Source organism: Bradyrhizobium sp. TM102 (genome assembly GCF_009176685.1).
Classification (GTDB): Bacteria; Pseudomonadota; Alphaproteobacteria; order Rhizobiales; family Xanthobacteraceae; genus Bradyrhizobium; species Bradyrhizobium ottawaense.
This window is the reverse complement of record NZ_AP021855.1, coordinates 6390712-6416020: the sequence shown is the minus strand read 5'-3', so window position 1 is coordinate 6416020 and position 25309 is coordinate 6390712. Positions and strand designations below refer to the sequence as shown.

The following is a 25309-nucleotide window of genomic DNA, read 5'->3' as shown; positions in this document are numbered from 1 at the left end:
ACGGGCGCCGGCCTGTGTCGCCCTCTGTCAACCCATCCCCACAAAAATATTCCACTTTGCCGAAATTCGGTTTTGTCGTATCTATCGCACATCCCGGCTCACCCAAGAGGGGCGATCATGTGTCGTCACGCATCGCGAGCCGGGTTTGCGGTGGACGCGGCAGCGTCGGCACGAGAGGCGCGGGCAGGGCGGGTAGTCCCTGTGAGCCCGAGGCTTCGTGCGGATGAGCGGCGCTGCTAGGCTTCGTCTCGTCTGTAAGTTTCCGGCTTCGTCGACAGGGCTGGAAAAACTGCGGCGAAATGGCGGGCCGTGCGTACGGCAAAACCGTGTGGTCCTGGCCGTCGTTGCTACGGTCAAGCTTCCGCGGAGATGCGAGCGAGCCCAACCGGGCAGACTGCATCATCCAATTCGCGGGGCGAGGGAGGCCAGAAGGAATGGTCGGCTCCCGGGAGATCACGGCATAAGCCGTCCAGCCACTGCGCAGGGAAGGCCGAGTGATTGGCCACACCTGTATGCTGCTGTGCGGTTCTTTCTGCGTGTGCATTTCGCGCAGCGGACCGCGGGTGCGAGCCAGCACCCGGCCTTCCCTGCGCCCTCTTGGATTAGAGGGTGGAGCGACGAAGCAAAGCTCGGGCGAATCAAGCCGCGAGGCCGCGAAGGCATGTCCTCATTGAAGATCTCAACATCGATGATGCAGGCTCAGATTCATGACCGTCGCAAGGCGAGCCTCCGCTTCGCGGTTGCGCGGGTATGACGGTTCTCTGGGGGGGCGCGGACTTTCGCTGCAGCCACCTACCCAGGGAACGCCTTCCCCACCGCGGGTGTTGTGCCCCTTGGCGGGGACCCGGCCGATGCTATGGTGTCGCGCTATCTCAGTACGACAGGACGAGGATATTTCAGTGGCTGATGTTCATCCCGGGGCGGGCAAGCAGGCTTCGCCGGACGCGCTCACCAATATTCCGCGGCTGGTGACGGCCTATTTCGCCGGCAAGCCCGACGTCGCGGATCCCGCGCAGCGCGTGGCGTTCGGCACCTCCGGCCATCGCGGCACCTCGCTCAAGAACACTTTCAACGAAGGCCATATCCTCGCGACGACGCAGGCCATTTGCGACCACAGACGGGAAAAGGGGCTGACCGGACCGCTGTTCATCGGCATCGACACTCACGCGCTGGCCGAGCCGGCACTGGTCAGCGCCGTCGAGGTGTTCGCCGCCAACGGCGTCGACATCATGATCGACAAGGACGGCGGCTACACGCCGACGCCGGTGATCTCGCACGCGATCCTCACCTACAACAAGGGCCGCACATCGGGTCTCGCCGACGGCGTCGTCATCACGCCCTCGCACAATCCGCCGGAGGATGGCGGCTACAAATACAATCCGCCGCATGGCGGCCCGGCCGACACGGACGTTACGGGCGTCGTCGAGAAGCGCGCCAACGCCTATCTCGCCGACGGCCTCAAGGGCGTGAAGCGCATCGACTATGCCAAGGCGCTGAAGTCTTCGAACGTCCATGCCACCGACTTCGTCACGCCTTACGTCGCCGATCTCGGCAATGTCGTCGATCTCGACCTCGTCAAATCCGCCGGCATCAAGATCGGCATCGATCCGCTCGGCGGCGCCGCCGTACACTACTGGCATCCGATCATCGAGCGCTACGGCCTGAAGGCCACCGTGGTGAACGAGGCGATCGACCCGACCTTCCGTTTCATGACGGTGGACGGGGACGGCAAGATCCGCATGGACTGCTCCTCGCCCTACGCGATGGCGAGCCTGATCGCGATGCGCGACCGCTTCGACGTCGCCTTTGCCAACGACACCGATGCCGATCGCCACGGCATCGTCACGCGCTCCGGCGGCCTGATGAATCCGAACCATTATCTGGCGACTGCGATCTCCTATCTGTTCGCGCATCGTCCGAACTGGGGCAGGGATGCTGCGATCGGCAAGACCGTGGTGTCGAGCTCGATCATCGATCGCGTTGCCAAGAAGCTCGGGCGCAAGCTGGTCGAGACGCCGGTCGGCTTCAAATGGTTCGTCGACGGTCTCCTCACGGGCGGCTTCGGATTCGGCGGCGAGGAGAGTGCGGGCGCCTCGTTCCTGCGCCGTGACGGCGGGGTGTGGACGACCGACAAGGACGGCGTCATCCTTGGCCTGCTCGCCGCCGAGATCATGGCGAAGACCGGCCGCGACCCCAGCCAGCTGTTCAATGATCTGACCGCCGAGTTCGGCGTGCCGCATTACGCGCGCATCGACGTCGCCGCGACCGGACCGCAAAAGAACATCCTCAAATCCGTCACGCCTGAGCAGCTCGGTCTGAAGGATCTCGCCGGCGACCCCGTCCGCGCAACGCTCAGCAAGGCGCCCGGTAACGGCCAGCCGTTCGGCGGCATCAAGGTCGAGACCGATTTCGGCTGGTTCGCCGCGCGGCCGTCAGGGACCGAGGACGTCTACAAGATCTACGCCGAGAGCTTCCGCAGCACCGAGCACCTGACGCGGATTCAGGAGGAGGCCAAGGCAGGACTGGCGAAAGTGTTCGGGGCGTAAAGCGCCGGACCAAATCGCCGTATCGCCTTCTTCGACCAAGGGTAGGCCTCGCCGCATCACACGGTGTCATCGCCCGCCTGGTGCGCAATTGCGCACAGGGGCGGGCGATCCGGGCAGAAATTGTCTGAACCAATGTCCGCTGCGGAGTCCTGGATTCCCCGGCTCCGAAATACTTCTGCTGGTATGTATACATTCATGAAGTTAAAGGTATCTGAATGCGCCGATTTCGGCCTTGAATAATTTCATCCCTCAGCTATTGTATACATAACGCATACATAAGCCGTGGGAGTGAGACCAATGACAAAGCCCTTCCCCATGAATGCCTGGTACGCCGCGGCCTGGGACGCGGACGTGAAAGCTGCGCTGCTGCCGCGAACCATCTGCGGCAAGCATGTCGTGATGTACCGGAAGGCCGACGGTGCGGTCGCCGCGCTGGAGGATGCCTGCTGGCACCGTCTGGTGCCGCTGTCCAAGGGCCGGCTCGAAGGCGACACCGTCGTCTGCGGCTATCACGGCCTGAAATACAACGCGCAGGGGCGCTGCACCTTCATGCCCTCGCAGGAGACCATCAACCCGTCGGCCTGCGTCCGCGCCTATCCCGTGGTCGAGCGCCATCGCTACATCTGGCTCTGGATGGGCGATCCCGCGCTGGCCGATCCCGCGCTCGTGCCGGACATGCACTGGAATCACGATCCGGCCTGGGCCGGCGACGGCAAGACCATCCACGTCAATTGCGACTACCGCCTCGTGCTCGACAATCTCATGGACCTCACCCATGAGACCTTCGTGCACGGCTCCTCCATCGGCAACGACGCGGTGGCGGAGGCGCCGTTCGACGTCACTCATGGCGAGAAGACTGTCACGGTAACGCGCTGGATGCGGAACATCGAGCCACCGCCGTTCTGGGCGAAACAGCTCGGCAAGACCGGCCTGGTCGATCGCTGGCAGATCATCCGCTTTGAGGCGCCATGCACCATCGCCATCGACGTCGGCGTGGCGCCGACAGGCACCGGTGCGCCGGAAGGTGATCGCTCGCAGGGCGTCAACGGCTTCGTGCTCAACACCATCACGCCCGAGACCGAGAAGACCTGCCATTATTTCTGGGCCTTCGTGCGCAACTACCAGCTCGGCGAGCAGCGCATCACCACCGAGATCCGCGAGGGCGTCTCCGGCATCTTCCACGAGGACGAGCTGATCCTGGAAGCGCAGCAGCGCGCGATGGACGAAAACCCCGATCGCATCTTCTACAACCTCAACATCGACGCCGGCGCGATGTGGACGCGCAAGCTGATCGACCGGATGGTAGCGAAGGAAAACGGGCCGCAGCACCTTCAGGCGGCGGAGTAGGCCAGGTGAAAGCAGCAGCCCCCGAACGTGAGGTCGACCGCTCCGTCTCGCAGACCGTGAAGGCGCAGCTTGCGCTGCGCGACCAGATCCTGTCCGGCTCTCTGCGGCCGGGCGAGCGCATCTCCGAGCTCCAGGCGGTGGAGACCACCGGCGCCTCGCGCACCCCGGTGCGCATGGCACTGGTGCGGCTGGAGGAGGAGGGCCTGCTGGAGGCGATCCCGTCCGGCGGCTTCATGGTGAAGGCGTTTTCGGAACGCGACATCTCCGATTCCATCGAGCTGCGCGGCACGCTGGAAGGGCTCGCCGCGCGCTTCGCTGCCGAGCGCGGTGTCTCCGCGCGCGAGCTCGAGCCGCTCAAGGAGTGCCTTGCCGCGATCGACGAATTGCTGCGCCAGGTGCCGATCTCGATCGAAGCGTTCTCGTCCTATGTCACGCTGAACGCGCGCTTCCACGCCCTGCTCACGGAATTGTCGCGCAGCCCACCCTTGGTCCGCCAGATCGACCGCGCCTCGGCGCTGCCGTTCGCATCCCCGAGCGGCTTCGTGATGGCGCAATCCGCATTGCCCGAGGCGCAGCAGATCCTGATCATCGGGCAGGAGCACCACCGCGTCGTGATCGACGCCATCGAGAACCGCGAAGGCGCGCGCGCCGAAGCCGTCATGCGCGAGCATGCGCGGCTCGCGGTACGAAACTTGAGGCTCGCGCTGCGCAACCGGACCCATCTCGACCTCTTGCCGGCGCTGGCGCTGATCAAGACCGCAGCCGATTGAGGGCAGTGCCATGCGCTTCATCGAAACCTGGATTCCGGCAACGCTCGTCTCGACGCGCGATCTCGCTCCCGGCATCCGTGAATTCCTGATCCGGCCTGATCGGTTCGACGCCGCCGCCTATCCGGTCGGCAGCCACATCAATATCAGCGTGACCATCGACGGCCTGCCGGAGACGCGGTCCTATTCGCTGGTCGGCGAAGCCACCTCGGCCGGCCTCAAGATCGCGGTGCGCCGTGCCGAGGATTCCCGCGGCGGCTCCCGCTACATGTGGCAGCTCGCGCCGGGCGCGCGGCTCGACATCACCCAGCCCGCTTCGCTACTCGCGGTCGACTGGGCTCGCGAAAGCTATTGTCTGATCGCCGGCGGCATCGGCATCACGCCGATCCTCGGTGCCGCGCAGGCGCTGGCGCGGCGCGGCGTGGATGTCACGCTGCACTATGCGGTGCGCTCGCGCGCCGAGGCCGCCTATCTCGACGATCTCGCCGCGATGCTCGGCGATCGCCTGGTCGTTCATGCCAGCGATGAAGGCAGACGACTCGACCTCGATGCGGTGTTCGCATCATTGCCGCAAGGCGCGTTGTCGCTGTTCTGCGGCCCGATGCGGATGCTGGATGCCGCGCGCCACGCCTGGATCGGCGCAGGCCATCCGCTGCCCGACCTCCGCTACGAGACCTTCGGCTCCAGCGGCACGCTGCCGACCGAGACGTTTCGCGTGCGCCTGAAGGGCTCTGATGTCGAGCTCGAAATCCCGCGCGAGCGCTCGATGCTGGACGTGCTCAACGCCAGCGGTCACGACGTGATGTACGATTGCAAGCGCGGCGAATGCGGCCTCTGCGCCATCGACGTGGTCGAGGTCGACGGCGAGATCGACCACCGCGACGTCTTCTTCAGTGACCATCAGAAGCAAAGCAACCAGAAGATCTGCGCCTGCGTCTCGCGGGCCCGTGGCACCATCACGGTGGACACGCTGCTGCGCGCGGACGCGGTTTGAGCGAGCCTTGAGCTGGACTCCATTAAGAAGGAATGGACGGCCCCGCGGGCTCGACCTCTCCCGCTTGCGGGAGAGGGCGCGCCGAAGCGCCGGGTGAGGGCTCTCTCCTCTGAGGGAGTGTCCCGTTGCGGAGACACCCTCTCCCCAACCCTCTCCCGCAAGCGGGCGAGGGGGCTTACCGCCGCCGTGGTCTTCACTAGGTCAAATCGAAGTTCCACCTACGCCGCAAACGTCGCCCGAAGCTTCTTCGTATCCAGCAGCGCCAGCACGCCGTCCACCGACACCGGCCGGCTGATCAGATAGCCCTGCACCTCGTCGCAACTGATCTGCCTGAGATAGTCGAGCTGGTCGGCGGTCTCGACGCCCTCGGCGACGACGGCGATGCGCAGGTCGCGCGCGAGCGAGATCACCGATTTGACGATGGCGGCACAGTCGGGCTGCACCAGCATGTCGCGGATGAAGGACTGGTCGATCTTGATGCGGCTGAACGGCAGCTTGCGCAAATAGGTGAGGGAGGAGAAGCCGGTCCCGAAATCGTCCAGCGCCACGGTGACGCCGAGCTGCAGCAGCGCGTTCAGAACCGGCTCGGCCGAGCCGTATTTCGACAGCAGCATCGATTCCGTGATCTCGATCTCGAGCCGGTGCGGGGCGATCTTCGCCTCCGCGAGCGCCTGTACGATGATCTGGAGGATGCCGGCGTTGTGAAACTGCGCGGCCGAGAAGTTCACGGCGACCCTGATGTCGTCCGGCCACTCGGCAACCGTCGCGCAGGCGCGGCGGACGACCCATTCGCCGATCTCGTGGATTAGCCCGGTCTCTTCCGCGATCGGAATGAATTCGCTCGGCGGTACCAGTCCGCGCTCAGGATGTTGCCAGCGCAGCAGCGCTTCGAAACCAGTGATCCGGCTTTGGTCGAGATCGAGGAACGGCTGGAACACGAGGAACAGCTCGTTTCGCGCGATCGCGCCCTCGAGGTCGGATTGCAGCGCCTTGCGATCGCGTGACACCCTGTCGTCGCTGGTCTCGAAGAAGCGGATCGTGCCGGGGCCCGCCTTCTTGGCGCGGTAGAGGGCGGCATCGGCATTCTTCATGACGTCGAGCGCCGTGGTGCCGTCGCGCGGCGCCAGCACGATGCCGACGCTGGTCGCGCCCACGATCTGGCGGCCCTCGATGCGGAACGGTTCAGTGAAGGCGGCGACGAAGCGTTCGGCGATCTCGAGTGCATCCTCGGGACGCGCCAGATTGGCCATCACCAGCGCGAACTCGTCGCCGCCGATGCGTGCGACATGCTCGGCGGCGCGCGTGCAGCGTCGCAGGCGGCTTGCAACCTGGACCAGGAATTCGTCGCCAGCGGGATGGCCGAACTTGTCGTTGACCTCCTTGAAGCGATCGAGATCGAGCAGGAGCACCGCAAACTCCTCGCCTGACAATGCCAGCCGCTTGAGCGCGGCCTCGAGCGTCTCGTTGAAGGCGACGCGGTTGGGCAGGTGGGTCAGAGGATCGAGCCGCACGGTGCGCTCCGCCTCGATCTGCCGCATCACGCGCCGCGCGAACGAGAACGAATTGACGAACACGCCGCGCAGCAGCACGCTGCCGTAGACCACGACGAGGAAGGCGATCAGCAGGAAGGCCAGATCGCCGTTGCTGCCGAGGCAGATCGCGATCCCGACGAAGATCGGGGCCGTGAAGGCGATCGCTGCGATCGGGATGGTGGCGAAGGCGAGCGCGCCGCCGGCCAGCATGCCCGAGCACAGGCAGGTGATGACGAGCTGGCCGCCGGTCGAAGCATTATTGAAGAAGGCGACGGGGACGATGCCCCAGGCGGTGCCGAGGACGAAGGCATTTTGCACCAGCCGGTGCATGGCGCGGCGCGAGACGAATTGCGGCTTGGTGATGCGGCGCGCGGCGCGGGATTGCAGACCGAACATGATCGCGCCGCTTGCGACAGCGCCTGCCCAGATCAACGCAAGAATCCTGTCCGGCGATTGCCACAGTGCGATGGCGAGCACGATGGCGTTGCAGGCATTGGCGAGCATGATGCCGACCGAATAGCCGAGCACCAGCGACATCTGTTCGGCGCGGATATGGCCGGCCAAGGCTTCGTCGGTTGCGGGACCGCCAAAGGCCGACAAATCGCCCGCGAACAGCCGCGCGACATAGCTGGTCGTTTGAGTCCGCATTTCAGAGCCTAGCAGGACGGGCCGTTGGTCGGCTCCTTCAGGGAGAATTCGCCGCAAACCTTTGACGAACTATGAATTATCCCTGACTGCGGCCTTCGCCGCGACCATTTCTGCGTGTTCGTGACGCGATATCGATAACAAATCGATACAAATGCAGACTTCGACACTTACGGAGGCGGCTGGAGGCCCTGTTCGGCCAGGAAATGCGTGAGCCCATCGACCTGCCGCGAGCCCACGAATGCGCCTATGTAACCGTCAGGACGCACCAGCACCCAATCCCCGGGCGACACGGCGTATGCGTGGCGAAAGTGCTCGCTGTCGTCGACGAGCTCGGCATCCGGGCCGATACGGTGGATGTGCAGTCCAGTGCACGCCGATACGGTCTCGCGTTTCACCTGATAGCCAAGCAGCGTCCAATGAGTCCCCTTGAGCAACGCGAACAAGCGTATGGGTTGTCCGGCGGCTCCGCGTAGCGGCGCATCCGGCGCGCGGGCTCCCGCGGACGGGCCTGCCATGCGCCCTGGTTTTTCCAGTGCCAAGGGCGATCCCGGATAGCCGATGTCGAGTTGCTGCACCTCGCGGCCGCGCCTCATGTCGCCGCGCTTGGCCGCCTCCAGCAAGTCGGTGGAAAGGCCGAGCACCTTTGCAGCGACGGGGCGTCGTTCTGCCTCGTAACTGTCGAGCAGAGTTGCGGACGCACCGCCGATAATGCTCGCCAGCTTCCAGCCAAGATTGTAGGCATCCTGCACGCTGGTATTGAGACCTTGTCCACCTGTCGGAGGATGGATGTGAGCCGCATCGCCGATCAGAAATGCACGGCGATCCCGGTAGCGATCGGCGAGTCTCGCATTCATCTGATAGGCCGACGCCCAAAGCACGGACTGGATGCGGATGTCGTTGCGTCCCGTGCGCTCGGCGACCATGGCCGACAGCCCTTCGGCGGACAGATCGATCTCGCCATCGAGCTGAACGGGTGCCTGCAACTGAAACAGCTCCGTTCCGGCCAGTGGGCACAGCGAAATCTGGCGGTCCATCGCGCCATCGTGGAAGCGGTGCCACGCCAGGCGGTCCAGGCCCGTCAGCACGACATCGGCCACCACGGCTCGTACGCCGAGCGTCTTGCCTTGAAAACCAATGCCGAGTGCGTGACGCACGAAGCTGCGGCCGCCGTCTGCACCGACGAGGTAACGCACGCGGATCGTCTCTTCGCCGGCCCGGCCTGAAAGGCGCGCAGTCACACCGTCCTCATCCTGCTCCAGGCCGACCAATTCGTAGCCAAATTCCACCCGCCCGCCGAGTTCGAGCAGCCGTTCGCGCATCACGCCCTCGGTCAGGAATTGCGGGATCATCAGCGCCATGTTGTAGGGCTCGGCCGGGGTGGGGGCTGCGTGCTCTGCAATCTCCGACTCGATGAAGCTGCCGTCATCGCGGTATTTGCGCTGCGGCGGGTAGAGACCTCCGGCGGCAACGATGCGGTCGATGATGCCGAGATCCTCGAAGATCTCGAGGGTTCGAGGCTGGATTCCCTTGCCGCGAGACCCATGGAACGGACCGGCTTGCTTCTCGATCAGCCGAAAAGACACGCCTCGCCGCGCGAGGTCGATGGCGAGCGTAAGGCCGGCCGCACCTGCTCCGCAGATCAGAACGTCCGCCGTGAATTGCTTTGTCATGGCATCCTCAATATGTGTAATATGCACACATTAGGCAGAGGGTCATCGGGATGTCAAGAAAGGTGCAAAATACACATATTAAAAAGCAGGTGCGCTCGCTTCACGAAGCGTTGATCGACATCGTCAGTGTCATGAACCGCCGGCAGGGCGACGACATGATGATCCGCGAGGCGGGCATCTCGCTGGATCGTGCGCTGTTTCCGCTGCTCGTCGGCATCGAGCGGCGCGGCCCGATCGGAGTCGTCGACCTCGCGGATCGCATGGGGCGGGACTACACCACGGTCAGCCGGCAGGTCGCGAAACTGGAAAATCTCGGCTTGATCAAGCGCCACGCCAGCGAAGCGGATCGCCGCGTCAGTGAAGCCACCATCACGCCCAGCGGCAAGGCCATGACGGACGCGGTGGACAGGGCACGCGAACGGATTGTCGGGGGGATGTTTGCGACCTGGGACGATCAGGATGTCGAGGATCTGGTGCGCCTGATGCGCAAGCTCGCCGACGCGATGATGTCGCCGGGCGAGTCAGCTTGAAATCGATTGCGAAAGGGCGGCTTGTCACCGCCCGAGCTGCTTGGGGTCGTAATAGAACCGCTCCTCGATCAGCTTGTCGCCGCGCCAGGTTTGCCACGCGATCTCGTCCAGCGTTCGTGCGACACCCTCTGCGTTGGTGAAGCTGAACGTCCAGCGCGTCGCGACATGGTCGCCGTCGATCAGGCTCGGACCGATGCGGACGGCCCTGACCTCTTTCGAGGCCGCCAGCACGGCACGCTCCTTGGCGACGAGCTTGTCACGGCCGATCGTCGGAGCGCCGTTGTTCTCATAGGTCGCGGCGTCGGGCGTGCAGAACTGCTCGATCGCGCCGATGAAATCCCCGGCCTCCAGCCGCTGCGCAAAAGCTTCGACGACGTCACGGCTCGGCATATCAAACCCCGCAATTAAAACCGACTGATAGTCGGTAAATACCGACCGGTGGTCGAAAAGTCAACTGGCTGCTTCTGCCGAATTCGATTAGACGAGACCCATGGCAAAACAGGCGGAGCGGCGGGCGGCGACATCGGAGGCGATCCTGACGGCGGCGCGCCGTCTGTTCGGGACGCAAGGCTTTGCCGCCACCACCATGGACGAGATCGCGGCGGCGGCCTCTGTCGCCAAGGGTGCGGTCTATCATCACTTCAAGACCAAGGAGGCAGTGTTCGAAGCCGTGTTCGACCAGGTCTCGCGGGATCTCGTCGTCGAGATCGACAGCGCCGCCCGCGCCGAGAAGGATGTGCTCGCGGCGATGGTCGCCGGCACGCAGCATTATTTCGCGGCGACCGCCAAGGGCCCGACCGGCCAGATCATCCTGCGGGACGGGCCGGCCGTGCTCGGCTGGGAGAGGTGGCGCGAGATCGACGCACGGCATTTCGGCGGCAAGCTGCCACGTGCGCTCTCGGTGGCGATGGAGACCGGCCTCATCGCAAAGCAGCCGGTCGAGCCGCTGGCGCGGCTGCTGCTCGGCGCGGTGACGGAGGCCGCGGTCGCCTGCGCCGGGCGCGCCGATATCGCAAGGGCGGGTGCGGAATATGCCCGTGCGTTCAAGTCGCTGGTCGAGGCGCTGCGCCATCGCGCATGATTGTGCTAGTGACGAACCAGAAACGCCCACACAACAAGAAGACTAGCGCATGAACGCAAATTCCTCTCTCGCATCCACCGATCCCGAATTCGACTACATCATCGTCGGCGCCGGCTCCGCCGGCTGCGTGCTCGCCAACCGTCTATCGGCAAGCGGCAAGCACAGCGTGCTGCTGCTCGAGGCCGGGCCAAAGGATTCCAACATCTGGATCCACGTGCCGCTCGGCTACGGCAAACTGTTCAAGGAGAAGACGGTCAACTGGATGTACCAGACCGAGCCGGAGCCTGAGCTGAAGGGACGTCAGGTGTTCCAGCCGCGCGGCAAGACGCTGGGCGGATCGAGCTCGATCAACGGTCTGCTCTATGTCCGCGGCCAGCACGAGGACTACGACCGCTGGCGTCAGCTCGGCAACACCGGCTGGGGCTATGACGACGTGCTGCCCTACTTCAAGAAGGCCGAGAACCAGTCGCGCGGGGCCGACCAGTATCACGGCAGCGGCGGCCCGCTGCCGGTTTCCAACATGGTCGTGACCGATCCGCTGTCAAAGGCCTTCATCGACGCCGCGGTCGAGACCGGTCTGCCCTACAATCCCGATTTCAACGGCGCCACGCAGGAAGGCGTCGGCCTGTTCCAGACCACGACGCGCAACGGTCGGCGCGCCTCGACCTCGGTGGCCTATCTCGGGCCGGCGAAGGCCCGCGGCAATCTCAAGGTCGAAACCTCCGCGCTCGGCCAGCGCGTGCTGTTCGAGGGCCGCCGCGCCGTCGGCGTCGAATATCGGCAAGGCTCGCAAATCCGACGTGCCCGCACGCGCAAGGAGATCGTGCTGTCGAGCGGCGCCTACAACTCGCCGCAGCTGCTGCAGCTCTCCGGCGTCGGGCCCGGCGACCTCCTGCGCAAGCATGGCATCGATGTCGTGCTGGATGCGCCGGGCGTCGGTCACGACCTCCAGGACCACATGCAGGTCCGCATCGTGATGCGCTGCTCGCAGAAGATCACGCTGAACGACACCGTCAATCATCCGCTCCGCCGCACCATGGCCGGCGCGCGCTATGCGCTGTTCCGCAAGGGGTGGCTGACGATTGCGGCGGGCACGGCGGGCGCGTTCTTCAAGACCAGCCCGCGGCTGGCCTCGCCCGACATCCAGGTTCACTTCCTGCCGTTCTCGACCGACAAGATGGGCGAGAAGCTGCATGATTTCTCCGGCTTTACCGCCTCTGTGTGCCAGCTCCGTCCTGAGAGCCGCGGCTCCCTGCGCATCAAGAGCGCCGATCCGACGGTGCCGCCGGAGATCCGCATCAACTACATGTCGACCGAGACCGACCGCACGACCAACGTCGAAGGTCTGAAGATCCTGCGCAAGATCTTGAATGCGCCGGCGCTGAAGCCGTTCGTGGCTGGTGAGTACGATCCCGGTGCGAAGGTATCCACGGACGCCGAGTTGCTCGATTATTGCCGCGAGCGCGGCAGCACCATCTACCATCCGACCTCGACCTGTCGTATGGGCAATGACGCGCTCGCGGTGGTCGACCAGCGGCTGAAGGTGAGGGGGCTCGAAGGCCTTCGCGTCGTCGACGGCTCGGTCATGCCGGACCTCGTGTCGGGGAACACCAACGCCCCGATCATCATGATCGCCGAAAAGGCCTCCGACATGATATTGGAGGATGCGCGGTAATTTCGCTGCTTGAGAGGGTTTGGACTTGGCTACGCGATTCAAGATCGGCACACGCAAGAGCGCGATGGCGCTGGCACAGACGGAAGAGATCGCGCGCCGCCTGACCGCCGCCGTGCCCGGTCTCGACGTCGAGATCGTCAAGTTCGACACCACGGGCGATCTCGACCAGACCAGCAAGCTCCTGCCGCATGGCGGCAAGGGCGGCGCCTTCGTGGCGCAGATCCGCGCCGCGGTGCTGTCGGGCGAATTGCAGGCGGCGATGCACTCGCTGAAGGACATGCCGGGCAATGAGGACACGCCCGGCCTCGTCATCGGCGCCACCTTGTCGCGCGATCCGCCGAACGACGCGCTGGTGCTGCGCGACGGGGTGACGCTGGAGGCGCTGCGCCAGTCCCGCGGCAAGGGTTTTAAGATCGGCACCAACGCGGTCCGCCGGGCCGCTTACGCGCGACGCCTGTTGCCGGATGTAGAGGTGATCCACTTCCGCGGTGCCGCCGACACGCGCGTCCGAAAGCTCGACAATGGCGAGAAGCAGCGCCTGCCGGACGGCGGCACGGTGGGGCCGGCCGATGCGCTGATCATGGCGCGTTCGGGCCTCGACCGCGTCGGCCTTGCCGGCCGCATCGCGTACGAATTCACCGCAGCCGAGATGCTGCCCGCGGCGGGGCAGGGCATCGTTGCAGTCGAATGCGCGGCGCAGGACTGGCAGACGCGGCAGATCCTGTCGTCGATCGACGATCCCGCCGCGCATGCCAGCGCGGACGCCGAGCGCGAGGTCTTGTGGGTGCTGAACGGCCACTGCAATTCGCCGGTGGCGGGTTTCTCGACCATTGCCGGCGATCAGATGTCGCTGACGGCCTCCGTGCTCGACCTCTCCGGCAACACCATCATCGAAGCCTCGCGCGAAGGCCCCGCCAATCGGCCGCGTGAGCTCGGCCGTGCCGTGGGTCTGGATCTGCTGACGAAGGGCGCCGCCGAGATCATCGAGCGCAGCCGGCCGCGCTAAGCCTTCCCGCGAAAGCGCAACCGGCCATCTTATGATTCCGCGCCTGATTTGCCCGACGTGTCAAACTCGCCTCTGAGCCGCGCGTGGCAGGCCCAGAGTTTTCAATGACTTGTCTACTGTGCATGGGGTTGTTTTCGCGTTTTTGTTTCCGCGCCCGTTAGGGCGGGCGAATTACCCCCGCACCCGCCTGATCATCTGCTCGACATGGGCGATCGGCGTTTCCGGCTGGATGCCGTGGCCGAGATTGAAGATGAAGCGGCCTTGAGCAAAATTGGCCAGCACGTTGTCGACCGCGCGGTCGAGCGCCGCGCCGCCCGTGATCAACACCAGCGGATCGAGATTGCCCTGCACGGCGACCTTGCTTTGCACGCGTTCGCGAATGAAGCCCGGCTCCGCGGCCCAGTCGATGCTGACCGCATTGACGCCGGTCGCCTCGACATAGCCAGGCAATTGCGCACCGGCACCGCGGGGGAAGCCGATGATCTTCGCATCCGGCACCTTGGCCCGCACGCCCTCGACGATGCGGCGGGTCGGCTCGACCGACCAGCGCGCGAACTCGGCCGGCGGCAGCACGCCCGCCCAGGTGTCGAAGATCTGCAAGGCATTGGCGCCGGCGGCGAGCTGCAACAGCAGATATTGAATCGAGTTCTCGACCAGCACGTCGATGATTTTCGAGAACGCCTCCGGATGCCGGTAGGCCATCATCCGCGCCGGCGCCTGATCCGGCGTGCCCTGGCCGGCGACCATGTAGGTCGCAACCGTCCACGGCGCGCCGCAGAAGCCGATCAGCGCGGTCTTTGGATCGAGCGCGCCGCGGACGAGCTTGAGCGCCTCGAACACCGCCTCGAGCATGCCGAAGTCGGCGCGCGCGGCGAGCGTTGCGACCTTCGCCGGATGATCCAGCGGATCCAGCCGCGGGCCCTCGCCGACCTCGAACCGCACCGAGCGCCCGAGCGCATAGGGGATTACTAAGATGTCGGAGAAGATGATCGCCGCATCGAAGCCGAATCTGCGGATCGGTTGCAGCGTCACCTCGGCCGCAAGCTCCGGGTTGAAGCACAGATCGAGGAAGCCGCCGGCCTTGGCGCGGACCTCGCGATATTCCGGCAGATAGCGGCCGGCCTGCCGCATCATCCACATGGGCGGGATGCTCTGGCGCTGGCCGGAGAGCACGTCGATGAAAGGTTTCGTCGCAGATTGGGGCACGAATGGTCCTGAGAAAGGTTATGGCCTCTGATACACCGCTCCGGCCCTCAGCGGAACAGGGGAACCAGCGCAATCGGGCCGCGTTGACCAGCCGATGGAGGACATCATGGCTGAGACATTCAATCCCGCGCCGCATGACAAGCACGCCGACGATCTGCGTGAGGCGCTCGTCGCCGACCGGCAATCCAAGCTCGACGCCGGGCTCAGGGACAGCTTCCCAGCATCTGATCCCGTAAGCGCCACCCAGCCGACGCCCTCGAAGGCCGATGCGGAAGCCGACAGTCCCTCGCTCTGGGACAAGGTGAAGGCGATCTTCAGCTAGGGGAAGGCGACGCCGGGATTCCGATCGGCTTGCTAATACCTTGTTAGCGATGTGCTTATCGCGGCGTCCGTAGGACTACTGGAAACCGTGTAGATGGCTACGTATTCCAGTAGTGATTTCAGAGTTCAATAATAGAAGCGGCAGAGTTTCCGACGATCGGAGAATTCTGCCGCATGAGCCTTGCGACCCAACGAGCTGGATGGAGCCGTCTGCCGCTGCGCGCGGCGGCGTTCGTTGTGCTGACCTGCGCGACCATCCTCGGCGTCAGCGGCTGGCGGGAATGGGCTGCGCGCGACGCGGTGCTCAGGGGCGCCGAGACCGAGATGGCGAACGTTGCCCGCTCGCTGACCCAGCATGCCGAGGACAGCCTCGATCTGCTGGATTCCGGCGTCGTCGGCGTCGTCAGCCGGCTCGAGATGGACGGCACTGCACCGGCCACGATCGCCAAACTGCGCACCCTGCTGGAAGTACGCAAGAAGGCCATCGAGCGCGTTCACAGCCTCGCCATCATCGACGACCAGGGCAACTGGCTGACCTCGCCCGGGACGATCGGCTCAACGCTCAGCGACGACGCGTTTTTCCGCTATCATCAGCTCTCCCCGAAACGAGAGCCCTATGTCGGCCGTCCCGTAAAGAGCCTCCTCGACGGCCAATGGGTCGTCACCCTGTCGCGCCGCTTCGACAAGCCCGACGGCAGCTTCGGCGGGGTCGTGCTCGCGACCATCAGCTCAAAATATCTTTCGCATTTCTACGAGCAGTTCGAGATCGGCCGCAACAGCTCGGTTTCGCTCACGCATGGCGATGGCCTGATCATCGCGCGCAACCCCAGCAACGAGACATTCGTCGGACGCAGCGTTTCCGACAAGCCGTTATTCCGCGACGCGAGCCTGCAACGGCCGAGTGGGGCCTACTATTTCAAGTCCCCCCTGGACGGCGCCGAGCGCGTCAGCTTCTTCAAGCGCAGCAGCCGTTTCCCGCTCCTTTTGCTTGCCACAGTCGACAAGGACGAGTTGCTCGCGCCCTGGCGCGCCGCGGCAATCTCCCGCATGCTCTACGTCGTCGCGCTGGTGATGCTGATTGCGGTCATCGGCGCCGTGCTGGTGCGACAGTTGCAGCGCGGCCAGCGCATGGCCGCGGCCCTGGTCGAGAAAGAGGCGCATTTCCGCCTGCTCGCCGAAGGCTCCAGCGACATGGTGACGCGCATCGGGCTCGACGAGCGGCTGCGCTATGTCTCGCCCTCGTCCGCGCGGGTCGTCGGCTGGCGCGCCAATCAATTGATCGGCACGCCGGCGCTCGCGGGCATCAATCCGGAGGATCTGCCGGAGGTCCAGGCGATCGTCGACGCCATGAAGCGTGGCGAGCGGGAGGAGGCGCGCCTCACTTATCGCAACTCGCACCGGCAGAACGGCGAAGTCTGGCTGGAATCGACCATGCGGGTGACGCGCAAGGACAATGGCCGCGTCGACGGCGTGGTCGCGATCTCCCGCGACATCACCGAGCACAAGAAGCTGGAAACCAGGCTCGAGACGCTCGCGATCGAGGACAGCCTCACCGGCCTTGCCAATCGCCGCCGCTTCGACGAGCGGCTGAAAGAGGAATGGGCGCGCGCCTATCGCGACCGCTCGAGCCTTGCTTTGCTGATGATCGATGTGGACCACTTCAAGGCCTATAACGACGAATACGGCCATCCCGCGGGCGATGCCTGCCTGCGTCTGGTCGCAAAGATCATCGCGGCCGAGACGCAGCGCGCCGGCGATCTGGCGGCGCGCTATGGCGGCGAGGAATTCGCCATGCTGCTGCCGAACACCGATGCCGCCGGCTGCGCTCTTTTCGGCGAACGGATCCGCAGCGCCATCCACGAGGCCGGCCTCGTTCATGCCACCAATCTGGAATCCGGATGCGTCACCGCCTCGGTCGGCGGTGCGACCTGTCGGCCGGCGCTGGAACGCACGGCGGGCGTGGCCTCGCTGGTTGAGGCTGCCGACCGGGCGCTCTACGCTGCCAAGGACGCAGGCCGCGACCGCCTGGTGATGTCCGGCGAGCTCATGAATTTGATGCCCAAGGCCTCCGGCCAGTAAGACGGCTCAATAATGCGGCGGAGGTTCGTTGGCTGGTCCAGGCGCATTGGCCTCGGCTTCCTGCAGCCGCTCGCCGAGTTCTGCGATCTTCCGCGTCAGCAGATCGATCTGCTTCCACTGCGCGGTGATGGTCTGGTTCAACGTCTCGATCGTGTCGTCCTGGTAGGCGAGGCGCGTTTCCAGTGTGTCGATGCGCTCGCTCAGCGTCTTGATCTCATTCGTCACGCGTCGCATCCTTGTTTCGTTCGCGCAAACCGGATTCTTGCAAGCCGGATTCTTGCAGGCCGGATTCTTGCAGGCCGGATTCTTGCAGGCCATGGCCGAGCGCGACGCGCTCATCGAACACGAAGCATTCGCCGCGCCAGCGGCTCTGCGCCTCCGGCACCTCTTCCAGATATTTGAGAATGCCGCCCTTGAGGTGATAGACCTCGGCAAAGCCGCGCGCGAGCAGATGCGCGCTCGCCTTTTCGCAGCGGATGCCGCCGGTGCAGAACATCGCGATCCTGCGGTGCTTAGCCGGATCAAGCTCGACGGCGGCAAAATCCTTGAACTGGCCAAAGCTCCTGATGCCGGGATCGACGGCGCCTTCGAACGTTCCCATCGCCACCTCGAAGGCGTTGCGGGTATCGAGCAGCAGCATATCGGGCGCTGAGATCAGCGCGTTCCATTCGCTCGCATCGACATAGGTGCCGACCTGGCGGGTCGGATCGGCAGCCTCATCGCCAAGCGTGACGATCTCCTTCTTCAGCCGCACCTTGAGCCGCCCGAACGGCATCGCTTCGGCGGCCGAGAATTTCAATTCGAGATTGTTCAGCCTGCCGCCGAACATGTCGCCGTGAGCGAGCTCGTGGGCAAGGACGTCGATTGCCTCCGGCGCACCGGCGAGCGTGCCGTTGATGCCCTCATGCGCCAGCAGCACGCTGCCCTTCAGCTTAAGGCCGGCGCAGAACGCGCGCAGGGGTTCGCGCAGCTCGCGGTAATCCGGGAGTGCGGCGAATTGGTAGAAGGCGGCGACCTTGATCGAATCCGGATTAGACATGGCGGCTCGTTTAGCAGGCGGCCGCCGTCCGGAAAACCCGCATGGCCGCCGGCCTCGAAAGGTCTATTCGCTCAGCGGATGGCAGCCATTTCCCTGGTATGCCAGCATTGCCCCGGCGGGCCGGAATGTGTCATGTAACCCCGGTTTTTTCCGAGATGGCGCGCCATCCGCGCCACGGGCCCAAGAGAGCAAGAATTCGATGAGAAACTTTCATTTCCCAGGCAGGTCCACGGTCCACGCCACCAACGCGATGGTGGCGACCTCGCATCCGCAGGCCTCGCTCGCCGCGATCGAGGTGTTGCGCGAAGGGGGCACCGCGGTGGACGCGGCGGTAGCGGGTTCGGCCCTGCTTGGCGTGATCGAGCCGCAATCGACCGGCATCGGCGGCGACTGCTTTGCGCTGATCCAGCCGCGCGGCGAGGGCAAGATCATCGCCTATAACGGCTCCGGCCGTGCCCCGAAGGCGGCGAACGCCGACTGGTACCTGGAGCGCAAGATCAACTCGGTGCCGCTGACCTCGGCGCATGCGGTCTCGATCCCCGGCGTGGTCGATGCCTTCGCGACCGTCTTGCGCGACCATGGCAAGTTCGGCTTCGACCGGCTGCTCCAGCCCGCGATCAAGGCGGCCGAGGAAGGCTACGTCGTCGCCCCCCGCATCGCCTTCGACTGGAAGAACCAGTTCGAGAAGCTGAAGGGCGGTACCAACACAGTGCGTTACCTGTTGCCGGGCGGCAAGCCGCCGGTGGCCGGCGACGTCATCCGCCAGGCCGAGCTCGGCAAGACCCTGCGCGCGATCGCCAAGGACGGCCGCGACGCCTTCTACAAGGGCCCGATTGCCGAAGACATGGTCGAGACCCTCAGGGGCATCGGCGGCCTGCACACGCTCGACGATTTCGCCGCGCACACCACCGAGACGACGACGCCGATCGGCACCGTGTACAAGGGCTACGACGTCTGGCAGTGCCCGCCGAACGGACCCGGCCTCACCATGCTGCTGATGCTGAATATCCTGTCGCGGTTCGACCTGACGAAATACGCGCCGCTCAGCATCGAGCGTTTCCATCTCGAAGCTGAGGCCGCGCGCATCGCGTACATGCACCGCGAGCTGCACGTCGCCGATCCCGACCACATGCAGGTCGAGGTCGCCAGGATCCTCGCCAAGGAATTCTGCGACGAGCACATCGCCAAGATCCGCATGGACGGCATGCTCGACCTGCCGAACGTCGCACCGCCGATGAATCCGTCGACGATCTACATCACCGTCGTGGACAAGGACCGCAACGTCTGCTCGTTCATCAATTCGATCGCGCATTCCTTCGGCTCGGCGATCGTCTCGAACAAGACCGGCGTCCTGTTCCAGAACCGCGCCGGCGGCTTCCGCATCCAGCCCGGCCATCCCAACTGCATCGCCGGCGGCAAGCGGCCGCTGCACACGATCATGCCGAGCCTGCTCACCAAGGGCGGCCGCTCCGTGATGCCGTTCGCGGTGATGGGCGGGCAGTACCAGCCGGTCGGCCAGACCCGCGTCGTGACCAACATCCTCGACTATGGCTGCGATGTGCAGGAGGCGATCGACATGCCGCGCGGCCTGCACTACGAGGGCCAGTATCAGCTCGAGGACAGCGTGCCGACTGACATCGTCGAGGGCCTGAAGAAGCTCGGCCACAAGACCACCAGTGTGGTCGGCCCGCTCGGTGGTGCGCAGGCGATCTGGATCGACTGGGAGAAGGGCACGCTCACCGGCGGCTCCGATCCGCGCAAGGACGGCTGCGCGCTCGGCTATTGAGTGCTGCCGCGCGGGGTTCCGCGCGCAAGATCAGGAAAAGTTGACGAAGGGCGGCGCGGCATTTGCTGCGTCGCCCTTTCTCGTGCGGAACAGAGTTCATTGCTTCCGGTTAAGGGGCGATGGGCGGTGCAGGCGTGCGCTGCTTTGCAGATAAGCGGCGGAGGCGTCGATGTCCGACACATCAAGTTCCAAACAATCAGCATTCGATCGGCGCGCCTTCATGGCCGGCGCAGCTGGCAGTGCGCTCGTCCCGATCACCGCGCGCGCGGCCACAGAGGAAGCCAAAGCCCCAGCTGCACAGGACCCCTCACTTCCCGTCGACGTCACGCTGCGGGTCAACGGCAAGGACAAGCGCCTGCGCATCGACGCGCGCACCACGGTGCTCGATGCGCTGCGCGACCACCTCAAGCTCACCGGCAGCAAGAAAGGCTGCGACCACGGCCAGTGCGGCGCCTGCACGGTGCTGATCGACGATCGGCGGGTGGTGTCGTGCCTGACGCTCGCGCTCGCGGCGGAAGGGCAGGAGATCACGACGATCGAGGGGCTGGCGACCGACGATCGCCTGCACCCGATGCAGCAGGCTTTCGTCGACAACGATGCGTTCCAATGCGGCTATTGCACGCCTGGCCAGATCATATCCGCCGTGGCTTGCGTCAAGGAGGGACATGCCGGGAGCGAAGCCGACATCCGCGAATACATGAGCGGCAACATCTGCCGTTGCGCGGCCTATCCCAACATCGTCGCGGCCGTGAAGCAGGCCGCGCCCGAGATCATGAAAGGCTAGGCGCATGCGACCTTTTTCGTATCAGCGGGCAACAGACCCCGACATGGCCGTGCAGGCGCTGAGCGCTGCCGCGGCGGCAGCCAGCAATCCGTTGACCCAGGCGACAGCCCAGCCGCTTGCGGGCGGCACCACGCTGATCGATCTGATGAAGCTCGACGTGATGCGGCCCGCCGCGATCGTCGATATCAATCCGTTCGCGCACGCCTGGTCGGCGATCGAGCCCGGCAGCGACAGCTTGCGGCTCGGCGCGCTCGCAAAGATGTCCGATGTGGCCGCCCATGCCGAGATCCAGCGCAATTATCCGGTGATCGCCAATTCCCTGAAGCTCGCCGCCAGCGCCCAGTTGCGCAACATGGCGACGCTCGGCGGCAACGTGATGCAGCGGACGCGCTGCAGTTATTTCCGCGACGTCTCCTACGAGAATTGCAACAAGCGCAATCCCGGCTCAGGCTGCGCCGCCATGGACGGCGTCAACCGCATGCATGCCGTGCTCGGCACGTCAGATCAGTGCATTGCGACCTATCCCGGCGATTTCGCGCAGGCGTTGATCGCCCTCGATGCCGTGGTCGAGATCACGGGCAGGGCCGGCACGCGCACGATGCCGTTCGCAGAGCTGCACAAGGCGCCGGGGAACTCCCCCGACATCGAGACAACGCTTCAGCCCGGCGAGCTGATTTCGGCCTTCTCGATCCAGGGCCGCTGGCCGCGCTCGGTGTATCTCAAGGCGCGCGACCGGCAATCCTACGAGTTCGCACTGTCCTCGGCTGCGATCGCGCTCGACGTGCAAGAGGGCACGATCCGGGATGCGCGCGTCGGGCTCGGCGGCGTCGCCACCATGCCCTGGCGGGCGCGCGAGGCGGAGGCGCTGCTGAAGGGACAAAAGTTCGACGAAGCTCTGGCGCAACGCGTCGCTGATGCTGCTTTCGCAGACGCCCGCGGCCGCCGGCACAACAGCTTCAAGATCGCGCTCGGCAAGCGCGTGGTGGCGCGCGCGCTCCAGCAGGCCGTAACGATGGAGATCTGATCATGACCGCTGCAGCTCCCTCGCCCAAGGCGAATATGGGCCAGCCCATGCCGCGCTATGATGCGGCTGCAAAGGTCACGGGGCGGGCGACCTACGCCTCCGACATGCCGCTGGATAATCCGGCCTATGCATTCCTGGTCACCAGTGCGATTGCCAAGGGCCGCATCGACCGTTTCGATCTCGATGAGGCCAAGGGTGTCCGCGGCGTAATCGAGATCGTCACCCACGAGAACGCCCCGAAGCTGAAGGAGTCGAAGCTGTTCAGCAATGGCGGCTATGCCGGAACCACGATACAGCCGCTGAAGTCGGCCGAGATCGCCCATGACGGCCAGATTATCGCTGTCGTCGTCGCGGAGAGTTACGAGGCCGCGCGCGAGGCCGCCAATCGTGTCAAGGTCAGCTACACCGCCACCGCGCCCAGCGCGAGCTTCGATTCGCCGGGAACAACCACGGCGGCCGCAAAGGGCCAGAACGCGCAGTTCAAGGAAGACCCCGCGGTCGGCGATTTCGCCAAGGCATTCGATGCGGCCGAGGTCAAGCTCACCGCCGCCTACGACACGCCGACGCAGCACCACAATCCGATGGAGCTGTTTTCGACGAGCTGCGCCTGGATGGGCGACAATCTGGTCATCTACGAAGGCAGTCAGTTCGTCTATGGCTTGAAGCACGGCGTCGCCGAGCAGCTCGGCATCGACGCCGACAAGGTGCGCGTGGTCAATCCCTATGTCGGCGGCGGCTTTGGTTCGCGCGGTTCGATGACGCCGCGGACCGCCATCATCGCCGGCATCGCCAAGCGCCTGGGCCGCCCGATCAAGCTGGTCCCGACTCGCGATCAAGGTTTCACAATTACGACCCACCGTGCCGAGACGCGCCAGGAGATAAAGCTTGGCGCAAACCGGGACGGCAAGCTGCTGGCTTTGAGGCACGAGGGCGCCGAGGTCTCCTCGCGCGCCGATGCCTATTGCGTCGGCGGCACCAAGACGACGACGCGGCTCTATGCCTGCCCGAACGTCGACAGCCTGGTGTCGATCGTGCGTGCCGACCGCAACACGCCGGGCTTCATGCGCTCGCCGCCGGAGGTGCCCTATCTGTTTGCGCTGGAGAGCGCGATGGACGAGCTCGCGGTTAAGCTGAACATGGATCCGGTCGAGCTTCGGCGCATCAACGACACCACCAACGAGCCGATCGGTGGCAAGCCTTACACCTCGCGCTCGCTGATGGCGTGCTTCGACGAGGCCGCCAAGGCCTTCGGCTGGGCGCAGCGCTCGCCGCAGCCGAAATCGATGTCGGACGGCGACTGGCTGATCGGCTATGGCTGTGCCGCGACCTGCTATCCGACGCAGATGGGGCCGTCGGCCGCGCGCGTGCGCCTGCAGCGCGACGGCCGGACCCGGGTCGAGATCGCCGGCCACGAGATCGGCACCGGTGCCTATACGGTCATCGCCCAGACCGCGGCCGAGCGCCTCGGCGTGCCCCTCGAGAAAGTTGCGGTCTTCATGGGTGACAGCGATCTGCCACCGGCGCCGGTTGCCGGCGGCTCGAACTCGACCGCGAGCACCTGCTCGGCGGTGATGATGGTGTGCGACCAGATTCGCCAGCGCCTGTTCAAGGCCGCGATGCCGGCTCAAAGCCTGACCGACCGGGCCAAGGAGACCGTGGGTCTCGGCCAGACACCGGCCACGCAGGCGGCGAAGGGCGATCGTCCACTCGACATCGAGAAGGCCTTCGATGCGCTCGGTGTCGGCGTCGTCGAGGAATATGGCGAGTGGAAGCCGGAAGGCGCGCCGCTGGATTCCTTCCGCGCCATGCACAACGGGCAGGTGCGGCTCGTCGGCGGTCATGCCATGAAAGACCAGATCGCCTACGCATTCGGCGCCGAGTTCGTCGAGGTCCGTGTCAATCGCTTCACCCACGAAATCCGCTGTCCTCGCCTCGTCGGTGCGTTTGCGGCGGGCAGGATCATGAATCCGCGCACGGCGCGCAGCCAGCTGATGGGCGGACTGATCTGGGGCATGTCGTCGGCACTGCTGGAGGCCACCGAAATCGACGAGCGCAATGCGCGCTACGTCAACGACAATCTTGCCGACTACCTCGTGCCCGTGAATGCGGACGTCGCCGGAGTCGAGGTCATTTTGCTCTCCGAGCAGGATGACCGCATCAATCCCGTCGGCGTGAAGGGCCTCGGCGAGCTCGCCAATGTCGGCACCAATGCCGCGATCTGCAACGCGATCCACCACGCCACCGGCCAGCGCATCCGCAAGCTCCCGGTCCGACTGGAAAATATCGAGGTGTGAGGGGTGGAAACCGCACCCGCGTTGCGCTAGACACCTTCCGCCTCAAACGGAAGGTGCCTTATGCAGCGTTTCCAGCGCGCGCTCCTCACCCTGATGTCGGCACTCGCGATCACGGTGATCGCAGGCGTGTCGCATTTCGTTTCCACCACGGCCTCGGCCCAGACCGCAGGAAAGACCATGACCACAGCTTCAGGCTTGCAGATCATCGACTCCACCGTCGGCACCGGTGCCTCGCCGCAGCCCGGCCAGATCTGCGTGATGCACTATACCGGCTGGCTCTATGAGAACGGCCAGAAGGGCAAGAAATTCGATAGCTCCGTCGATCGCAAGGAGCCGTTCGAATTCCCGATCGGCAAGGGCCGTGTCATCGGCGGCTGGGACGAGGGCGTCGCCTCGATGAAGGTCGGCGGCAAGCGCACGCTGATCATCCCGCCGCAGCTCGGCTACGGTGCCCGCGGCGCCGGCGGCGTGATCCCGCCGAACGCGACGCTGATGTTCGACGTGGAATTGCTCGCGGTGAAGTGACGCATCGGGTCATTCCGGGATGGTCCGAAAGGACCAGACCCGGAATCTCGAGATTCCGGGCTCGGTGCTACGCGCCGCCCCGGAATGACGGCAAGAAAAAGACCGGCCTTTCGGCCGGTCTTTTCGCTTTTGGATGCCGCGCGTCATTCCGTCGCGCGCTTTGCTCCTGCCGCTGCGCGATCGATCGCGTCCTTTGCGGCGTCCTTGGCATCGCCCATGGCCTGCTGGCCCTTGCCCTTCACTTCCTGGACCACGCCTTCGCCCTTCATGCGTTCGGAACCGGTGGCTTCACCGATGCCCTGCTTGGCCTTGCCGATCGCTTCGTTGGCGTTACCCTTGATCTTGTCGGTCGTGCTACCCATGAGACTCTCCTTCCATTTTGCTCGCAAAGGCAACGTCCCGCAGCTACGAGGGTTCCGATTTTGGTATGGCTCGCGAGTGCGGCTTCGGGTTAG

22 protein-coding genes are annotated in these 25309 nt (G+C 65.0%); 15 read left to right on the top strand and 7 right to left on the bottom strand.

What is annotated here, in order from left to right; translation table 11 throughout:
• The first annotated feature begins 851 nt into the window (after positions 1–851).
• The 4 genes from pgm to GDN70_RS30420 all read left to right on the top strand — a co-directional run bounded on the left by pgm (position 852) and on the right by GDN70_RS30420 (position 5654).
• Positions 852–2546, top strand: a complete 1695-nt coding sequence (gene pgm, locus GDN70_RS30435) for a phosphoglucomutase (alpha-D-glucose-1,6-bisphosphate-dependent) (protein WP_152103408.1) — start codon at positions 852–854, stop codon at positions 2544–2546.
• A gap of 297 nt (positions 2547–2843) precedes the next feature.
• The gene (locus tag GDN70_RS30430) at positions 2844–3893 is read left to right on the top strand and encodes an aromatic ring-hydroxylating dioxygenase subunit alpha (RefSeq protein ID WP_038948371.1); all 1050 of its coding nucleotides are present in this window, start codon (positions 2844–2846) and stop codon (positions 3891–3893) included.
• 5 nt (positions 3894–3898) lie between these two features.
• Positions 3899–4663 (top strand): GntR family transcriptional regulator, encoded by a 765-nt coding sequence (locus GDN70_RS30425; protein WP_038948370.1) that lies wholly within the window; start codon positions 3899–3901, stop codon positions 4661–4663.
• 10 nt (positions 4664–4673) lie between these two features.
• Entirely contained in the window at positions 4674–5654 is a 981-nt protein-coding gene (locus GDN70_RS30420) for a PDR/VanB family oxidoreductase (RefSeq protein WP_038948369.1), read from the top strand.
• 218 nt (positions 5655–5872) lie between these two features.
• Here GDN70_RS30420 and GDN70_RS30415 read toward each other — a convergent pair whose 3' ends face one another.
• Entirely contained in the window at positions 5873–7834 is a 1962-nt protein-coding gene (locus GDN70_RS30415) for a bifunctional diguanylate cyclase/phosphodiesterase (RefSeq protein ID WP_152103407.1), read from the bottom strand.
• Positions 7835–8001: 167 nt separating this feature from the next.
• The gene (locus GDN70_RS30410; protein WP_152103406.1) at positions 8002–9504 is read right to left on the bottom strand and encodes an FAD-dependent oxidoreductase; all 1503 of its coding nucleotides are present in this window, start codon (positions 9502–9504) and stop codon (positions 8002–8004) included.
• A 50-nt stretch (positions 9505–9554) separates the two neighbouring features.
• On the opposite strand from GDN70_RS30410, the gene GDN70_RS30405 reads away from it, so the two are divergent.
• On the top strand, positions 9555–10034 hold the full coding sequence (locus GDN70_RS30405; protein WP_152103405.1) for a MarR family winged helix-turn-helix transcriptional regulator: 480 nt from the start codon (positions 9555–9557) through the stop codon (positions 10032–10034).
• Between the two features lie 24 nt (positions 10035–10058).
• Here the strand turns inward: GDN70_RS30405 and GDN70_RS30400 are convergent, their stop codons facing one another.
• Entirely contained in the window at positions 10059–10424 is a 366-nt protein-coding gene (locus GDN70_RS30400) for a nuclear transport factor 2 family protein (RefSeq protein ID WP_028141780.1), read from the bottom strand.
• Between the two features lie 100 nt (positions 10425–10524).
• Between GDN70_RS30400 and GDN70_RS30395 the strand changes: the two genes are divergently transcribed.
• Genes GDN70_RS30395 through hemC form a run of 3 tightly spaced genes read left to right on the top strand, consistent with a single transcriptional unit; the run spans position 10525 to position 13796 of the window.
• Positions 10525–11115 carry a TetR/AcrR family transcriptional regulator gene (locus GDN70_RS30395; protein WP_095424445.1) on the top strand — a complete coding sequence of 197 codons (591 nt, stop codon included), beginning with the start codon at positions 10525–10527 and terminating at the stop codon, positions 11113–11115.
• 49 nt (positions 11116–11164) lie between these two features.
• Positions 11165–12790, top strand: a complete 1626-nt coding sequence (locus tag GDN70_RS30390; protein ID WP_028141778.1) for a GMC family oxidoreductase — start codon at positions 11165–11167, stop codon at positions 12788–12790.
• 25 nt (positions 12791–12815) lie between these two features.
• Positions 12816–13796, top strand: a complete 981-nt coding sequence (hemC, locus tag GDN70_RS30385; protein WP_028141777.1) for a hydroxymethylbilane synthase — start codon at positions 12816–12818, stop codon at positions 13794–13796.
• Positions 13797–13967: 171 nt separating this feature from the next.
• Here hemC and hemE read toward each other — a convergent pair whose 3' ends face one another.
• Positions 13968–15002 (bottom strand): uroporphyrinogen decarboxylase, encoded by a 1035-nt coding sequence (gene hemE / locus GDN70_RS30380; RefSeq protein ID WP_028141776.1) that lies wholly within the window; start codon positions 15000–15002, stop codon positions 13968–13970.
• 106 nt (positions 15003–15108) lie between these two features.
• Between hemE and GDN70_RS30375 the strand changes: the two genes are divergently transcribed.
• Both GDN70_RS30375 and GDN70_RS30370 read left to right on the top strand, forming a co-directional pair.
• Positions 15109–15324 carry a hypothetical protein gene (locus GDN70_RS30375; RefSeq protein WP_028141775.1) on the top strand — a complete coding sequence of 72 codons (216 nt, stop codon included), beginning with the start codon at positions 15109–15111 and terminating at the stop codon, positions 15322–15324.
• A 173-nt stretch (positions 15325–15497) separates the two neighbouring features.
• Complete coding sequence (locus tag GDN70_RS30370; RefSeq protein ID WP_038948366.1) at positions 15498–17402, top strand: diguanylate cyclase; 1905 nt, start codon at positions 15498–15500, stop codon at positions 17400–17402.
• A 6-nt stretch (positions 17403–17408) separates the two neighbouring features.
• Here GDN70_RS30370 and GDN70_RS30365 read toward each other — a convergent pair whose 3' ends face one another.
• Both GDN70_RS30365 and GDN70_RS30360 read right to left on the bottom strand, forming a co-directional pair.
• Positions 17409–17627 (bottom strand): SlyX family protein, encoded by a 219-nt coding sequence (locus tag GDN70_RS30365; protein ID WP_028141773.1) that lies wholly within the window; start codon positions 17625–17627, stop codon positions 17409–17411.
• Entirely contained in the window at positions 17617–18441 is an 825-nt protein-coding gene (locus tag GDN70_RS30360; protein WP_152103404.1) for a rhodanese-related sulfurtransferase, read from the bottom strand. Before GDN70_RS30360 ends, GDN70_RS30365 begins: the two co-directional genes overlap by 11 nt.
• Positions 18442–18640: 199 nt before the next feature.
• Here GDN70_RS30360 and ggt point away from each other — a divergent pair, with 199 nt between their 5' ends.
• From ggt to GDN70_RS30335, 5 genes are all read left to right on the top strand, one after another.
• A complete protein-coding gene (gene ggt, locus GDN70_RS30355) occupies positions 18641–20227 on the top strand; it encodes a gamma-glutamyltransferase (RefSeq protein WP_038948364.1) in 1587 nt (528 codons plus the stop codon).
• Between the two features lie 169 nt (positions 20228–20396).
• Positions 20397–21011: a (2Fe-2S)-binding protein gene (locus GDN70_RS30350; RefSeq protein ID WP_038948363.1), complete on the top strand. Its 615-nt coding sequence runs from the start codon at positions 20397–20399 to the stop codon at positions 21009–21011.
• 4 nt (positions 21012–21015) lie between these two features.
• A complete protein-coding gene (locus GDN70_RS30345; RefSeq protein ID WP_152103403.1) occupies positions 21016–22035 on the top strand; it encodes a xanthine dehydrogenase family protein subunit M in 1020 nt (339 codons plus the stop codon).
• 2 nt (positions 22036–22037) lie between these two features.
• On the top strand, positions 22038–24329 hold the full coding sequence (locus GDN70_RS30340) for a xanthine dehydrogenase family protein molybdopterin-binding subunit (RefSeq protein ID WP_152103402.1): 2292 nt from the start codon (positions 22038–22040) through the stop codon (positions 24327–24329).
• Between the two features lie 60 nt (positions 24330–24389).
• A complete protein-coding gene (locus tag GDN70_RS30335; protein ID WP_028141767.1) occupies positions 24390–24854 on the top strand; it encodes an FKBP-type peptidyl-prolyl cis-trans isomerase in 465 nt (154 codons plus the stop codon).
• 143 nt (positions 24855–24997) lie between these two features.
• Here GDN70_RS30335 and GDN70_RS30330 read toward each other — a convergent pair whose 3' ends face one another.
• On the bottom strand, positions 24998–25216 hold the full coding sequence (locus tag GDN70_RS30330) for a CsbD family protein (RefSeq protein WP_026202894.1): 219 nt from the start codon (positions 25214–25216) through the stop codon (positions 24998–25000).
• Between the last annotated feature and the right edge of the window lie 93 nt (positions 25217–25309).

Excerpts from the sequence above, each read along its gene's own strand:
- pgm (WP_152103408.1), top strand. The coding sequence starts at position 852 with ATGCTATGGTGTCGCGCTATCTCAGTACGACAGGACGAGGATATTTCA.
- GDN70_RS30430 (WP_038948371.1), top strand. The coding sequence starts at position 2,844 with ATGACAAAGCCCTTCCCCATGAATGCCTGGTACGCCGCGGCCTGGGAC.
- GDN70_RS30420 (WP_038948369.1), top strand. The coding sequence starts at position 4,674 with ATGCGCTTCATCGAAACCTGGATTCCGGCAACGCTCGTCTCGACGCGC.
- GDN70_RS30415 (WP_152103407.1), bottom strand. The coding sequence starts at position 7,834 with ATGCGGACTCAAACGACCAGCTATGTCGCGCGGCTGTTCGCGGGCGAT.
- GDN70_RS30410 (WP_152103406.1), bottom strand. The coding sequence starts at position 9,504 with ATGACAAAGCAATTCACGGCGGACGTTCTGATCTGCGGAGCAGGTGCG.
- GDN70_RS30405 (WP_152103405.1), top strand. The coding sequence starts at position 9,555 with ATGTCAAGAAAGGTGCAAAATACACATATTAAAAAGCAGGTGCGCTCG.
- GDN70_RS30400 (WP_028141780.1), bottom strand. The coding sequence starts at position 10,424 with ATGCCGAGCCGTGACGTCGTCGAAGCTTTTGCGCAGCGGCTGGAGGCC.
- GDN70_RS30395 (WP_095424445.1), top strand. The coding sequence starts at position 10,525 with ATGGCAAAACAGGCGGAGCGGCGGGCGGCGACATCGGAGGCGATCCTG.
- GDN70_RS30390 (WP_028141778.1), top strand. The coding sequence starts at position 11,165 with ATGAACGCAAATTCCTCTCTCGCATCCACCGATCCCGAATTCGACTAC.
- GDN70_RS30375 (WP_028141775.1), top strand. The coding sequence starts at position 15,109 with ATGGCTGAGACATTCAATCCCGCGCCGCATGACAAGCACGCCGACGAT.
- GDN70_RS30370 (WP_038948366.1), top strand. The coding sequence starts at position 15,498 with ATGAGCCTTGCGACCCAACGAGCTGGATGGAGCCGTCTGCCGCTGCGC.
- GDN70_RS30360 (WP_152103404.1), bottom strand. The coding sequence starts at position 18,441 with ATGTCTAATCCGGATTCGATCAAGGTCGCCGCCTTCTACCAATTCGCC.
- ggt (WP_038948364.1), top strand. The coding sequence starts at position 18,641 with ATGAGAAACTTTCATTTCCCAGGCAGGTCCACGGTCCACGCCACCAAC.
- GDN70_RS30350 (WP_038948363.1), top strand. The coding sequence starts at position 20,397 with ATGTCCGACACATCAAGTTCCAAACAATCAGCATTCGATCGGCGCGCC.
- GDN70_RS30345 (WP_152103403.1), top strand. The coding sequence starts at position 21,016 with ATGCGACCTTTTTCGTATCAGCGGGCAACAGACCCCGACATGGCCGTG.
- GDN70_RS30340 (WP_152103402.1), top strand. The coding sequence starts at position 22,038 with ATGACCGCTGCAGCTCCCTCGCCCAAGGCGAATATGGGCCAGCCCATG.
- GDN70_RS30335 (WP_028141767.1), top strand. The coding sequence starts at position 24,390 with ATGCAGCGTTTCCAGCGCGCGCTCCTCACCCTGATGTCGGCACTCGCG.
- GDN70_RS30330 (WP_026202894.1), bottom strand. The coding sequence starts at position 25,216 with ATGGGTAGCACGACCGACAAGATCAAGGGTAACGCCAACGAAGCGATC.